Annotated in this window: 10 protein-coding genes; all 10 read right to left on the reverse strand. The window is 52.8% G+C overall.

Annotation, left to right across the window (positions count from 1 at the left end):
• Positions 1–2 precede the first annotated feature (2 nt).
• A complete protein-coding gene (locus tag NST04_RS19320; protein WP_341185678.1) occupies positions 3–1145 on the reverse strand; it encodes a hypothetical protein in 1143 nt (380 codons plus the stop codon).
• Entirely contained in the window at positions 1142–1399 is a 258-nt protein-coding gene (locus tag NST04_RS19325; RefSeq protein WP_341185679.1) for an acyl carrier protein, read from the reverse strand. Before NST04_RS19325 ends, NST04_RS19320 begins: the two co-directional genes overlap by 4 nt.
• Positions 1383–2927, reverse strand: a complete 1545-nt coding sequence (locus tag NST04_RS19330) for a class I adenylate-forming enzyme family protein (RefSeq protein ID WP_341185680.1) — start codon at positions 2925–2927, stop codon at positions 1383–1385. The genes NST04_RS19325 and NST04_RS19330 overlap by 17 nt, the downstream gene beginning before the upstream one ends.
• Positions 2924–4723, reverse strand: a complete 1800-nt coding sequence (locus NST04_RS19335) for an ABC transporter ATP-binding protein (RefSeq protein WP_341185681.1) — start codon at positions 4721–4723, stop codon at positions 2924–2926. Before NST04_RS19335 ends, NST04_RS19330 begins: the two co-directional genes overlap by 4 nt.
• Positions 4710–6083, reverse strand: coding sequence for a glycosyltransferase family 4 protein (locus NST04_RS19340; RefSeq protein WP_341185682.1), 1374 nt, complete (start codon positions 6081–6083; stop codon positions 4710–4712). Before NST04_RS19340 ends, NST04_RS19335 begins: the two co-directional genes overlap by 14 nt.
• Complete coding sequence (locus tag NST04_RS19345; RefSeq protein WP_341185683.1) at positions 6034–6993, reverse strand: DUF6005 family protein; 960 nt, start codon at positions 6991–6993, stop codon at positions 6034–6036. The genes NST04_RS19340 and NST04_RS19345 overlap by 50 nt, the downstream gene beginning before the upstream one ends.
• 1 nt (position 6994) lies before the next feature.
• A complete protein-coding gene (locus NST04_RS19350; protein ID WP_341185684.1) occupies positions 6995–7279 on the reverse strand; it encodes an acyl carrier protein in 285 nt (94 codons plus the stop codon).
• Between the two features lie 32 nt (positions 7280–7311).
• Positions 7312–7575: a phosphopantetheine-binding protein gene (locus NST04_RS19355; protein WP_341185685.1), complete on the reverse strand. Its 264-nt coding sequence runs from the start codon at positions 7573–7575 to the stop codon at positions 7312–7314.
• Positions 7568–8716 carry an AMP-binding protein gene (locus tag NST04_RS19360; protein ID WP_341185686.1) on the reverse strand — a complete coding sequence of 383 codons (1149 nt, stop codon included), beginning with the start codon at positions 8714–8716 and terminating at the stop codon, positions 7568–7570. The genes NST04_RS19355 and NST04_RS19360 overlap by 8 nt, the downstream gene beginning before the upstream one ends.
• A gap of 268 nt (positions 8717–8984) precedes the next feature.
• On the reverse strand, positions 8985–14330 hold the full coding sequence (locus NST04_RS19365; RefSeq protein ID WP_341185687.1) for a sugar-binding protein: 5346 nt from the start codon (positions 14328–14330) through the stop codon (positions 8985–8987).
• Positions 14331–15001: the final 671 nt, after the last annotated feature.

The following is a 15001-nucleotide window of genomic DNA, read 5'->3' on the forward strand; positions in this document are numbered from 1 at the left end:
CTTCATTCTCCTTCTTCATTTGAGGAAATTCGGCAAACAAAGGACGGTATTTTGCCGCTGACAGGATCGGCTTCGAGCCTTGAGACGGTTTCTATAGACAATTTCACCGGCTTGCCCGCCGCTTGGTGAAGAAAAGCGGATAGCTTGGTCTGCACGTCCTCGAACTCGCTTGGCGAGGCTTCAGTCGCCAGCCGGACAGAAAAAGAGGTGTATGTGTTCTGCACGATCTGAAATTGGCGGACTCCTCTGGCTGCAGCAAGCTCCCAAAAAAACTTGTCCAAATACCGGAAGACGGCGGAATGCACCTGCGCTCCAGGCAGCCGAATCTGGGATGTTCGAACGGGAAGCAGTTGAAGAAGGAGACGGCCGGTTTCAGGGTCCCTGCGAATACTTCCGATATCCCCTGTCCGGTAACGGACATAAGGCAGACTCCTCATGATCAGCGAGGTGACCAGCACTTCGCCGAATTCCCCCTCCTCTACATGGAGTCCGGAGGCCGGATCGATAATTTCCACATATACGGCGGACTCATCGATTTCCAGTTGGCCGCTCTGGCCTGCGAACGCGATACACCAGAGCTCTTCCAAACCGTAATAGTCTACGCATGGAACGCGGAATACCTCCTCGATCACTTCTTTCTGGGAGCCATGCAGCGTTTCGCCCCAGTTCTGGGTAAACAGGAGGGAAGACGGCAGCGAATATCCCTCGTCACGCATATATTCGGCCAACGCGCAGAGAGCGGAAGCTCTCCCCTGGATAAAATGAGGATCTTCCCTGATCATCCGTTCTGCATAATGTCTAAGGGACCTGGGCTCCGCCAGCAGACGGTTGCTCAGCAGCAGCATCCGGTGCCTGGGCGGCAGCCCCCACTTTTTACGATGCTTATACAGGGTCAGCGAGAGTTTCCATATCTCCTCCGGGGTTTTCACGCAGCGGAACGGCACTCCGGTAGTTCCCGAGGTGAACGATTCGATCACCCGCCCCGCATCGGGATGTTCGAAAAGGACGCGGTTGCCTGCGATCAAGTGTTTGTCTGTAATTGGCAGCTGATGGAAATCAACTTCCGTATAAGGGTTATAAAACGGGTACGTCTGGCGCAATTCGCCGGTCAGCTCTTGCAAATGGCCCGGGGTGAACACTTTCATGAAGCCACCTTGCGTTCTACAAAATGCAATACGGCCTGGACGCTTCGAAACGATTCCGGGCGAATATCGTCCACCTCCAGCTCAAAGCCGAATGTATCCTCCAGAGCCGCCAGCAGCTCCAGGATTTGAATGGAGTCGATTCCCAGATCATCTACCAAAGCATCGTCCAGCTCGACCTCGCTTGTTAGCCTCTTGGCCACAGCGGCTATCGTTTCTCTCACCTTAAAGAATAGATCTTCATGCTCTATGGACATGTTCTTCCTCCTTCACCATAGATTTCAGAGCTTTGCGATCCAGCTTTCCGCTGGCTGTTCTGGGCAGAGCTGTAACGAAGCGGAATTCCCTGGGACGCAAGGCCGGGGATAACCGCTTTACGCACCAGGCATGCAGCTCCGGGCTCTTGACAGGCTCTGTGGAAGCTTCGGATACTATCACGGCAATCAGACGATGTCCCCATTGAAGATCTTCTACGGCCGACACAGCAGCGTCCGCCACCCCAGGCAAGCTTAATAGGACGCTTTCGACCGCTTCCGGGTACACCGTGTGTCCCCCGACAAGGAGAGCGTTATCGGTTCGCCCGGTCAAGTGCAAATATCCATCCTCGTCCAGATACCCGGTATCCCGGGTATGCAGGCCGAGGGGGCCTAGGATCTCACGTGTGCGATCCGGATCGTCATAATAGCCGATCATCACATTCGGCCCCCGAACGACCACCTCACCACTCTCCCCTGTGGCCGCCTCCCTTCCGTCCTGAACGATGGCCAGCTCGACGCCGTTAATGGGTATCCCGGCGGATTGCGGTTTCGTCCTCAACTGAGCGTAGGGCAAATACGAGACGCGTGGAGAGGCTTCGGTCAGTCCATAGGAGGGCGTCAGCCGCACGTGAGGCAGACGGTCAGCCAAACGAAGCAGCATGACGGCAGGCATCGGGCCGCCGACAATGAGCATCTGCCGGAGCGTGAGCAGATCCTCCGCCGCCCATTTGGCGGAATGGATTAGAGGCAGGATCGCAGACGGCACAGTGCATAAGAAGGTCACCTTGTTCTTACGGACGCACTGGATCATCTCGAAGGGATGCACGAAGCCCCCGCTTAGAACAAGATTGGCTCCAGAGGCCATGGCGGCGAACCATTCCCCAACAATGGTCGAGCAATACCCCAGTGACTTCGAGAGCAGAACGATGTCCCCGTCGCACAGAGTCGTGTACGCCAGGATTGCGTCCACATTGGACAGCATGTTGTGGTCGCTCAGCATGATCCCCTTCGGCTCTCCCGTCGAACCGGAGGAGAGGAATATCATCCGCGCGGCCTCTGGCGGCGTGTACCGGCGTACCGGCCGGGGAGCGGTGCTAATTCCTGCAACCGGTCCGCTTACCATACCTGCATACAGGCAGAATGGCAACTCTTCCCCTTGCATGTTCCATTCCTCAAGAATGGGAAGCTTCTCTTCAGAGACGAACACCGCTTCGGGTTCAAATTTGCGGATGAGGCGAAGCATATCCTGTCCTGGCATGTAGCTGTGGATGGGGAGCGGAATGCCTCCCGCCAAAATGACGGCCCCGATGACAGCCAGACACTCCGGCGTCGGAGCCATCCAGACGGCCCCGATAAAATTCGGACGCAGCTGCTCCTGCTTCAGCCGTTCAGCGAGAAGGTCCATGCGGTTTCCGAGTTCCGCATAGCTTGTCCAATCGGACTCGCCGCTTCGTGCCGCGTAGGTGATTCCCCGGTCATGCCTTCGTGCACGTTGAAACAATTCTCTGAGGGTGCCTATGCCCTTCATGCAAGCACCCCCTCCTCTTTATGATATGCCTGTCCGGCCACAGATGTATCGCGCTCGAAGGTCGAGGCCATAGCATAATACTCCGCCGATTGCTTCATGAGCTCTTCGTGGTTGCCTTCCGCCACCAGACAACCGTTCTCCATCAACAGAATACGGTCCGCGTTCATAATGGTTTGCAGGCGATGGGTCGCTACCAGAACCGTCTTTCCCGCCATGACTTGGCGTATGGAATCCATGAGTTCAATCTCCGTAAGCTGGTCCAAGGCGGAGGTCGGTTCGTCCAGGATAAGAATATCGGGATTGTGCAAGAGGGCACGCGCAATAGCCAGCCTCTGCCGCTGTCCGCCGGATAGCTGGAAGCCTCTATGGTCAATCTTCGTGTGGAGTCCTTCCGGCAGTTGATCCAGCAGAGATCCGAGCCGCGCATTCAGGGCTGCTTGCTTGACCATCTCCTCCGTTGCGTCCAGCTTCCCGACAGCAATATTTTCCATAAGGGTACCCCGGAACAAGTAAGGCTCCTGGAACACGATGCCAACCTTGCGGCTGATCGCGCTGCGGGTCATCTCCTCCAGATTCTGTCCGCCGATTCGAATTTCACCTTCGAGAACGGGCATCATCCCAATAAGCGCCCGGAAAAGAGTGGATTTCCCGGACCCGCTTCGCCCGACGAAAGCATAAACCTTGCCCGGAGACAGCGACAGTGACAGATCCTTCAAGATTTCCGTTCCACCGTACCCGACGCGCAGATTGCACACTTCGATATCGGACGGCGTTGCTTCAAGCTGAGGCTTCCTTGCAGGCGAAGCCTGCTTCCTCTCGTTTTCCGAATAGGGATCGATCGGGGTCTGGATAAATTGCTCGATTCTGCCCATGGCAACTTCCGCGCCTTGAAGCTCTCTGAAAAAGTTGTTAATCTGCTGTACCGGATTCAGAGCGTTCTGCAGATAGGTTACGGAAGCAACCATCATGCCAACGGTCATCATTTGGTGGAGCACCTGATCGCTGCCGATCCAATAGATGGCAGCCAGGATCAGGCTAATCACGAAACCGCTGATTTGAAACGACATAACAGCATATAGCGTTTCCCGGGTGCTGGCCTTCACCAGCCCCTTGTACATCGTTTCATTCCGCTTCTGTTCCCATCCCTCTAGTCCTAAAGCCCGGATTTCCTGCGAACTTTCGATCGCTTCATAGAGATAGGTTCCGATCTCTTCATTATGGGTTCGAACGTCGGACGAATAACGCGCCACGGGCTTGCGGAACAGCCCTGGCACCCATAAGAGGAAGGGGATGCTAAGCGTCGCAACGATGCCAAGCCGCCAGTCCATATAGAACAGGATTCCGAGGGATATCAGCATCATAAACAGCTGTGAGGTAATCTCGACCAGGATGTGGTTGAGGAAATTTCCCATCGTAGCTGTATCCATCCCGAGCAAGGCCGAGAATTTCCCGGGTCCTTCCTTCTGAATTTCCGGAATGGGAATCTGCCGGACATGCTTCAACAGCTCGTTCCGGATATCCAGCATATTACAGATGCCCAGATAGCGGAACAGACCTACCCGGATAAACAGGAACACGATGGAGAGAACGCCTATTCCCAAGGAAAGGCTAAGCAGCGGGACAATCAGCTTACGGTTTCCGCCAATCAGCACGTGGTCGATCAGATAAGCGAAGATTAAGGGCTGAAGCATGACGAGTCCCAATTGCAGGAACGTACAAACATAAGCGGTCAAGGTTAAATTCCATTTGATCTTCACGTAGGGAGCAAGACGTCGGAACAGTTTAAACGTGTGCATGATGGTTCCTCCCGGCAAAATGTTGAATAAGCGGCTTCACCCTGCGCATCCATTCCCCCGTGTCACCCTGCGGCTGCCAATCCAGAACCGACAGCGGCGATTCACTCAAACAGCCTGTCGCTTCCAATAAGCTGCAATGATAGATTTTGTTAAGCGTTCTCATAGAAGATTCCAGCAGGGCGGTCTCCTCCGCCTCACCCGCTATCTGTCCAAGGGGAGCATTCAGGAGCCTCCTGATCTGCGGCATGATGGTTCGATAGTCGTACATTAGAACGCCATGCCGCGCTCCTTGCGAGAGATTGCCGTGAAGCTTCTCATCCAGCAGAACCTCGGTGCAGCTGCGGACCAGCCCGTCCAGATCGATCTTCGGAAGTTCACCGGACCAATCAACCTGGACGAAGGAACCGTCCTCGCCGTCAACAAGCAGCTCCCGGAAACCGTCCCAGTTGGTGCAGACCACAGGAAGACCGTGGGCTTTCGCTTCCAGGAGGTTGAAGCCAAACGTCTCTCCCGGATCGGTGGAGAGGTTGACCAGAAGCCTGGATTCCCGGAACAGGCGGTCTTTCTCACTCCCGTGGACGGGACCTGTAAACTCCACGGCTTGCTCCAGTCTATATTCCGCTACGAGGGCTTCAAGCCGTTCTTTATACCGGTCCGCTTCCTGCAAAGACCCCGTATATTCTCCGGCAATCGTCAATACAGTGTCCGGGACACGCTGCTTTATTTCCGCCATAGCCTCTAAGAGCACATGAACGTTCTTAACCTCTTCCAGCCGGCCGATGGATAACAGACGGTTACCGGCAAGCGGTTGAACCGGCTCCGCAGCCAGCAAGGTGTCGATGCATAACGGGATCTTATGGGCATTCGCATACCGGGGTGAGAGATTAACCAGCGCCTGTCTGCAAGATTCCGTACTGGCAAGCAGCACATCCTGTTCTGTAATCCAAGGCGCACAGGACAGCCAGGTTGTCAGCCAACGGGCGGATGCGACGGAATGGGCGATAACCATGAAGCGAAGCGGAAGCTTGGCGAAGCTCCGAACCAGCATTAAGAAAGGCATGAAATAAGGAGCGTTCACATACAGCGTATCGATTCCGTATTCCTCGCATAATCGGGCCAGCCGCTCCGAGGCTTGCGGAAGCGAAGACATCGGCTGCTTGGAAAACTGGCGAAGCGAACCCCCGAAGATCTTGGCAAAGCGTACCGGCGGAATTCGGATGAGCTCCGTATATTCAGCCAGATACCCTGTCCATTGGTCATCAATCACCCGTTCGTTCAACCGGGGGGAATGGCCGTCGAAGCAGCCCACCCTAGGTCTGCACTCCGCATGCAAATCGGGGTTTCCAGCGATGATAGACATCGATCAATTCCTCCTTCAGCTGTTGCTCCGTCCTGTGCAGCTGCTCCACCTTATCGACCAGCAGTCCGATTTCCCCGGTTCGTCCCGGCATGGACGTACGGATCGCCAGGTATGCGAGCGTACTCCACATTCTTATGAATCCTTCCAGCTGCTCCTGATACAGCTCCGTACCTTGATTAAGCGCTTCCGAAAAATATTGATACAGCAGCCCGTAGCTGTATTTGCGTTTGGCGAGGATGCCGAGCTGGGATACAGCATCCTTCAAGGCCCCGGGCGGATACCTATCGGGCGACTCCACCGTCTGCATAATCCTCCGCCTCACCATGCCGGTTAGCGACCGTTCCCCCGGATCGGCCTCTATCGTATCCTCGAAGATTCTCGCCACCTCGTGAGCGTCCGGCGCATGGAGCCATTCGGGATGAAGCAGCAGTCCCCCGCCCAGCTCATTGCTAAGAAAAGCATCGTGTACATGGCTCTCGGCCACAAACCCTTCCCATTCAAAATAGCGGTCGTATACCATGAATTGATCGCCCCGCATTCCGTGTACGATGACAAAATGGGGCTGATGCATGGTTTGAAACGTTCTTTTTTGATAAGGCATATGAAACAGGTCAAGCTGTACCAAAACTGGAAGCTCCGGATGACGCCGCAGGACCTCCAGGAACTTCTTCAGGTTGATGAGCTTTTCGGCCCCGTAATCATACCACTCTACGGCCCCTTCCCCGTACAGACGGGTGAACAGCCGCAAATATTCCGACGGGGTGATATCCGCTGAGAAATAGGTCAGCTTGCCGTCCTCCGTAACGCTGAATGGCGCGTCCCAAGCACCGATATAGAGCGGACGTTCATCCCACCCGGCTTGCTCCAAGCCATAACCGAGTCCGTTCAGAAAGCAATGGGCTTGTTTCACATCAACCCCCGGTTTGAACGGCCCGTTTGGCCAAGATGCGCTGTGAGATCAAGCGCGCGGTGGCGAAGTTCTCCTGCAGAAGCTCGTCGTCCTCGTAAAAAATCTCGTACTGCTGTTCAATCTGCATCATCAGGTTGACCAGCAGCACCGAATCCACGCCTGCATCCTCCAATGGGGAGTCCCCATTCAATTCCTCCGCCAGCTCCGGTCTGGAGGTCAAATCGGCCACCCGGTCAATCACGAATTGTACGATATCCTGTTCATTCACGTTCATCATCGTATCCATCCCTTCCTATGATCTTAAGATTTGATTTCCACTTAGGCGATGTGCTCCCCCTTAAGGGCGTGGATGAAATCGACTAAAGAACCGACCGTTTGGAAGACGGCAGGATCCATCTCCTCCTCGGGCACAGTTACGTTGAACACTTCCTCGATGCATACCACCAATTGAAGTACCATGATCGAATCTGCGTTTAAGTCTTCGTACAGCCGGTCTTCCTCTCTAATGACATCCGGGAGAGAGAGTCCCAATTGTTCGGACATGAGCTGCCGCAATTGAGATACCGTTTGTTCCTTATCCATGAATACCATACTCCTCTTCTACCAATTGTTTTCGCATAACCTTCCCTGTACCCGTCTTCGGAATGTCCTCCGTAAAAGCAATAAAGCCCGGAACCTTATAAGCAGGCAGAAACCGCGCGCACCACCTCTTCACCTCCTCCTGAGACAGCGCATCGCCCTTCCGGACGATTCGAGCTTTGACAGCTTCCCCCCAGACGGGATGCGGAGCCTTGTGCACGACAGCTTCCTGAACACCGTCCAGCCTCCGGATGATATCCTCCACCTCGGAGGGAGCAACCTTCAGTCCTGATACATTAATCAGATCATCCATCCGGCACTGAACATGAAGCCTGCCGCTGAGCCAATATCCCATATCTCCGGTAGGAATCCGGCGTCCGCCTGTGACAATGATTATTTCATCCGGCTGATCCCGGGTTCCGGCCCTTTCCATTGCCATATGCTCCAGCAGCATCCCGGCATCCGTAGGATCGGAGGGCCGGTCGCCCAGCGAGATGCAGCCCGCCTCAGAGCACCCGTATTGCTGGATCACCTCCACCCCTGCACCCGCAAGCCTGTTCAGCAGTTCTGCAGACATCGGGGAACCAGAGGATACCATCTTTCTAAGCAGCACCTTCTCTCTCATGAGGCTGAGCAGAATTTGAAAGAGGAAGGGCACCGCATACACCACATGGCGATCATGCTGCTGCATGAGATGCAGGGCGAACTTAGGGTTCTTGTCCGTCACGATAACCGGTTCTACTCCGCGCTTAAGTGCGGAAAGTGTGCCTGTGATTAATCCGAAGGAATGGGACACGGGCACCAGAATGATCGGTTGATCCTCCCCGCTGCAGGGCAGCAGCTTGTTGTAGGCCTCGATTTCCATTTGCACATGAGACCAAGACCGTTCAACCAGCTTGGGAGCGCCGGTCGTGCCGGAGCTGAATTGAAGCAAGGACGGCTCCCCATTCATCCGATCCAGGCGTGAGTGTAGAGGGTGAAAGACGGCGCTGCCTCCTGTGTCAATTAGCAGACCCGTACAGCCTGCGTCTTCGGCTTGACGGAGAGCGCTTTCAATCGGGGTATCGCCATTGATCAGAAGCACCGAGCCCTCATTCCTAATAATCAGTTCCGTGGCGGCCAGAATATTCGCCGGCTCCTTCATGCATACAGCTGTCCACCGTTCCTTCCAAACCGAGGAACCCAATAATGCGTATATCGCGTTTATTCGACGTTCCAGCTCATGCTGGTCATAATGTTCTTTATTAACAATGAACATGCGGTCTCCTTTCCTGTGAGATTTTTTTACTTCTTTAGGTATTTTCGCCACATATCGACGCTTTCCCTTCTCTTGTAGTCAGGATTACTGAAAAGAGACCCTTCCGGCTGGATCTTGCCCAGCCGAAAGGGTCCGCATGTTTCTGATTACGCATTTACTTAGCGAGATATTCGATGAACTTTATAAAGATAGCAGCTACTTCAGCGCGGGTGGCGGTGGCTTGGGGGGCAAAGAAGTTGTTCGGCTTGCCTGATACAATTCCGATGCCCTGCTGTGCCTGAACAGCCTTCAACGCCCATGGGCTGATCTGACTCTCGTCCGCGAAAGATTTAGATTGGCTTTCAGGTATCTCATAGCCCTTGTACTTCATGTAATTGTACAGCATCACCAGCATCTGCTCGCGTGTCAACGGTGAATGGGGTGCAAACAGGTCTGCGTTTATACCGTTGACTATGCCGCTTTCGGCCGCCCACTCGACTGCCGCTGTGTACCACTGCCCATCCGGCACGTCACTAAAGCGGGAATTCGTGTAGCCGGAGCGGTTTACGTTCTCCAGATTGGCCAGTACCTGCACGTACATCGCACGCGTCATTGAGGTGCCCGGTGAGAACGTCGTGGACGTCGTGCCGTTGAAAAGACCGAATGTGTAGGCGGAATTTACGTAGCTGTAGAACCAGTCGTCCATGTTGACATCCCTGAAAGGATTGCCAGACATCACGAGGAAGCCCAGCGGGGTGTCGTCATCGAACACAAATTCCGTACCCTCATAGATGTTCAGCGACATGCCTTTGTCTAAGCCGGCACTCGCGCCGCCGTGTAGTGTCACTTCGGCGCTCTTGCCCGCCGGAATGGTCACCTTACCTTTTGAGTCTATAGTCGTACCTTCGGGTACCTTAATCTTCGTTCCGCCCTTGGTCGTAATCTCGCCGCCGCCGGGCAGCGTGGTATTGCCGTTCTTGTCCGTGACCGCGGGCTTATCCTTCGGTGTGATCACTGTGTAGGTCGGCTTCAACGATCCAGTGACTGTCCCGGTGTCGGTATTGCCGGTATTGCCCTTACTGCCGGTATTGCCCGAACTGCTGGTATTGCCCGTATTGCCACCAGATGGATTGGGGATGCTAGTTTTTCTCTGCGCGAACATCCAATCAAAGACGTCAGTGTAGTCATTGTTCCAAGTCGGCAACTTAGAGGACTGCGCCGTAGGCTTAAGGCTCCACTCCTTGTTGGAACCTACATTGGACAAAGTATCCGTGTACCCTGAAATATTGTTCCACAGAACTGAAGCTTCCATCTCATGGCCGGAAGGAATCCAGTTGGTCCCATTAACAGGTGCTTCCGCCTTTGTCCATTGGTCATAAGGCCACACGAATATTTCGTTTCTGTCGATGAACGTGTGCCTGGCGTTTTCCAAAAGGGGCATTATATTCGCTATATAAGTTTCCGCCCCTGTTTTTATTGTTGAAGAATCAGTTGTGTTAACGAATGACCAGTATGCAAAGTTTTTAAGAGTTTCGGCTTGTTTCGCGTTGATTGATGGTGGAAAAGACATAGGCGCTGCGGCTGCGAGCAAATCGGGATATGTCGTCAAGAACGTATTCGTATAAGCGGATCCCATAGAGAAGCCTGCCATGTAAATACGGTTGGGGTCAACAAGTCCCTTGCTTACCAGATCATCGATATAAGCCTTTAAGGTAGCGGGTGTTGCCTGAACGTTGTTTTGCGCCCGCAAAGCGATTATATGACTAGCGTATTTAGAGTTCTTCTCCATTTTCTTCATAAGCGCGGTGGCTCCGTTGGCGGACCTGATGGGCGCAAAGGTATCCCCGTCCTGTGTACCGCCGCGGGTAGAACCGTGAGCATAGATGTAAAGGGGAAGCCCTTTTACCGGAACGCCGTTGCCGTCCTTATGAATATAGAGTCCATACTGCATAGCTTCCGCGTTGTCAATTTTGGGACCCACTTCAAATTTGTCGATGATTTCATTAACGGTTCCTGACTGTGCGAAAGACGACTTAACAATGGCAGCCTTGCCATCAAGCTTGATATCGCCATTAGATACAATGTTGTAATTCTGGATGGTGGATTTGGATGCTTCCAAAGTGGACTGTCCGCCGGTTAATGTCCAAAATTCCAATTCTACAACGATGTAGCGGCCTTTAGTAAGTCCAGCTTGATAATCAGGGGAATTCTGGTTCACACCCTTATACCCTCTGGGTCTAGGTTCGTCATTGACGTATACTCTATTGACGGTGCGTGTGCCTTGATATGCCAGGTTACCGTCCAGCAGAGTATTCCTCGCCGAGACTGTAAACAGGTTTGAATTAAGGTCGGCACCTGCAGCTTCATTTCCCGCACCCAGATCGATGATAACGGCTGTGGTAAATTCTCCGGTGGCAAAGTTATCGTTGTATACGATAAAGTTAAGTAACGTTGCGGCCGGATCGGGTTTGAATGTAACATGGATTACCTTGTCATCGGTGTTCACGTTTTTCAAGGTATAGGTATTGTTTGCAATCTCTACAGAGGCACCATTTACAGTTACGGTATCCACGACATAACCGCTGATCGGAGTGAATGTAAAGGATTGGTTTCCGCCGTCAGCTACCCGAATCAAGCCGGATGGCGAGATGGTGCCGTTTAATCCTGCCGTGGCGTTAACGGGGTGCCTGGATACCGTGGAGCTCCCAAGCAGCAGCAAGCTATTCTTGAAGCTGTCAGAACTGCCATAACCCGCGTCGGGCTTACCTAAAGCGGATACCACCTCATAACGGTCATTCCCCGCACCCGTTGAGTTATTGATGTACACATCAAACGTAATCGGGGAATTGCTCGTGAATTCAATGGTTCTTCTAGGTATCTTCACTTCCGCGATATACCCGGTGTCCGTTCGTGTAACCGAACCGTCGCGGCCCGCAGCGGTTTGACCTGAGAAAATACCGCTTGCGCCAATACGCCACTGGTTTGAGCCACTTTTTCCGTCACCGACATACAATTCCACACTGTCGGTCATGTACTCAGTGCCAGGAGTGTGACCGAAGCACACATTCGGGTCTGTAACCACAACGCGTGCATACAGGTAGTCTTCGTCCCAAAATACTTTGGCTTTGCCGGTAGCCTTGGGGCCTATCTTCTGGTCGGGTGCGCTACTGTTGTTGATGTCAAACGCTGCAGCTTGTTCCCACAGTTTGTCGTTTGTGCCCAATACAGGTGAACCGTATCCGGCAACAGGCTGATTGTTTGCTGCGGTCTGCGCGAACATCCAATCAAAGACGTCAGTATAGTCATTGTTCCAAGCCGGCAAGTTAGAAGACTGCGCTGTTGGCGCTATGCTCCAAGTCCCCATCGTTATGTCGTTGTAAAGAACCGCCGCTTCAACTTCGTGCGCCACCGAATCACTCAGGACAGGTGAATGGTTCGGATTCGGTTTCTGATTCGGCTGATCAAATTGATTGTAAGGCCATATAAGAGCCTCATTGCTCTCAAAGCGCGAAGCTCTCGCATTGATCATTTTCGGCATATTGGTGTTTATGAAGTTAGCGAGGTTAGTCTGGTATACTCCAACGTTATACTCATTGATAAACATCCAATAGGCCAGGTTGGTGTGAACGTAGTTGGCATTCGCGTTCGGTGAGCCGCTTACCGGAGACATAGGTGCGGCGGACGCAAAAAAGCCGGGATAAGCGTTAACTAAGCTGTTCGTATACTGGCCGCCCCATGAGAAGCCCGCCGCGTAAATACGGTTAGGGTCTACTGCACCGCTGGCAACCAGGTCATCTATAACTTTCTTAACATTGGCTGTGGAGGGAGTACTCGTGCCATTATAGGAAATATTCAGTATATGGCTGGCGTATTTCTCGGGGTATTTTTCCATTTTCTTCATCAGAGCGACCGAGCCGTTGGCGGATTTCATCGCCGCTTTTGGGTCAGTCGCAGCGCTTGTGCCGCCGCGTCCCATGCCGTGGGTATAGACATACAGCGGCAAGCCTTGCGACACCTCACCGTTTCCATCCTTGTGAAGGTAGAGAGCACGATTAACCGAATTGCCCGTAGGTGCTGTAAATTGGTCAAGGATCGGATTCACAACTTTTTCCTGTTCAAAAACCGCGTAGTTAAGCGGATCCCCTTCTGCCAGTAAGAGCTCGCCGTTTTGGACGACGCTGTAAACCTGTTTGGTTGAGTTCATGTTGCCATCCAGCGTTATATTGCCGCCGCTCTCTGAATAAAATTCGAGCTCAACTACGATGTAACGGCCGCGTTCCAGTCCGTCCTGATAATCCGGTGAATGGCTTACCGTCCCCAGATAGCCGCGTACCTTCGGTTCGTCATTGGCGTATACCCTAGTGATCTTGCGCGTCCCTTCAAAGGTTACCGAGTCGCCGTTCAGGGTCGTGTTCTTAGCCGAGACGGTAAACAAGTCCGGATTAAGCTTGGAGCCTTCCACCGCCTTCCCTTCGCCTAAGTCAATGATAACAGCCGTCGTGTACTCGCCACGGGCGAAGTTGTCATTCCATACAATAAAGGGGAGCAACTCCGCGGTCGAATCATTTTTGAATGTCACTTGAAGAGTATGGTTAGCAGCAATATTTGAAAAGGTATACGTGCCATCATCGGATAGAGCTGCGTCCTCTCCATCTACCTTTACGGTGTCTACAATTTTGCCGTAATCGGGGGTAACCGTAAAGGTTGTGTCTGAGCCGCCAGCTATTCTCAGAACATTGCCGGGTGCGTTCGGCGTTATCCGGCCGCCTGATTCCGCCGTGGCGGTGATTGAGAATCTGTCGTCCGCTCCACTAGCGTCAATGAGATTCAGGCTGTTTGTAAAAGAAGCAGCATTGTTGTAAGCCGCGTCCGGAGTTCCGAAACTGGAAACGACTTCATAGCGGTCACCGCCCTTTTCCGACGAGTTATTGATATAAACTTCAAAGGTAAACAGGCCTGCCTGCAAGTTCAAGGTTCTTTTAGGTATTCTCATCTCCACGATATATCCTGTGTCCGTGATCTCAGTCCACGCAGCTCTGCCCGGAGCGTTTTGCCCTGAAAATACGCCTGCCGCGCTGATGCGCCATTGATTCGCGCCTTGGGTTCCAGCGCCGGCATAAAACTCCAGGCCGTCGTACTGATAATCATTGCCGGGTCCCTGATATAGATTGCTGTCCTCCACGACTACGCGGGCATACAGGTAGTCTTGGTCCCAAAGGATCCTGGCTGTGCCTGTGGAATGGGGCCTGGGGTCGCCGGGCACCGTGCTTTTGTTGATGAGATGCTCCATGGTCAGGGCCCACAGCGGGTCGTTTGACCCGAGTTCGGGAGTTCCATAAATGGCGGTCGGTGTTTCATTTGTCTGCAGGCTTGTAAGAGCTGTAGAACTGCTGTCGCCATTAAGTGCTTCTGTATACTCGGTGTTGTCAGTGGCGGCGGCAAAGCTGGCAGGCATTAGTGACGCCACCATTAGCAAACAACAGAGGAACGCGAGCATTCTTCCAAATCGTTTTGACATCATTGAAAATCCTCCTTTTTTCGATCCGTGCGCTCACGGCTTACCATATCGTATACACCAAGGCTTCAACAGCTTACTTCATCGCAGCGGATATAACAGCGCGGATATAATAGCGCTTTCATGATTTCCTCCTCCATAAATTAGTTGTTATTTCACCCTATGTAGAATTTCACAATTTATTCAAGTATCAATCTAGTACTTCATCAGATTTAAAATGGTGGAGCAGACGCAATTCCCCTTCGAATTACATCTTTTTTCCAAGCGGGCCTTGTTCTTCAGGGGCGTTTGGCTTAGCGTAACGGACTGAGGTGCTTTTATTTGGGAAGAAAGTCGCCAATTGGGTGAGTAAGGGACTCCACAGGCCTTATCCTTTACACGTCAGCTCCGAAACGTCTCATAGAGAGACTATAAGGTCGCCTGAGTCCGTTACGCTGCAAAAAGTGGCGTTTTCGCGGGGATAAGATCTCTCCGGTCCGTTAGATTTTCGGTGGATTGGGTTTAACAAGCTATCGAATGTTTATAGTTTATTAATAGATGCCAACTTCCTCAATAATTGCTGAACCTATGACAAGAACATGGCCCCATTGGCGACAAGTCCCCTTCTGGCCAGAAAAAAACAACTCCTTAGAGTTGTTTTAATAATAATATTTCTTAATATGGGTTTTAGCCAAGCC

This window comes from Paenibacillus sp. FSL H7-0756 (genome assembly GCF_038006765.1).
GTDB lineage: Bacteria > Bacillota > Bacilli > Paenibacillales > Paenibacillaceae > Paenibacillus_AQ.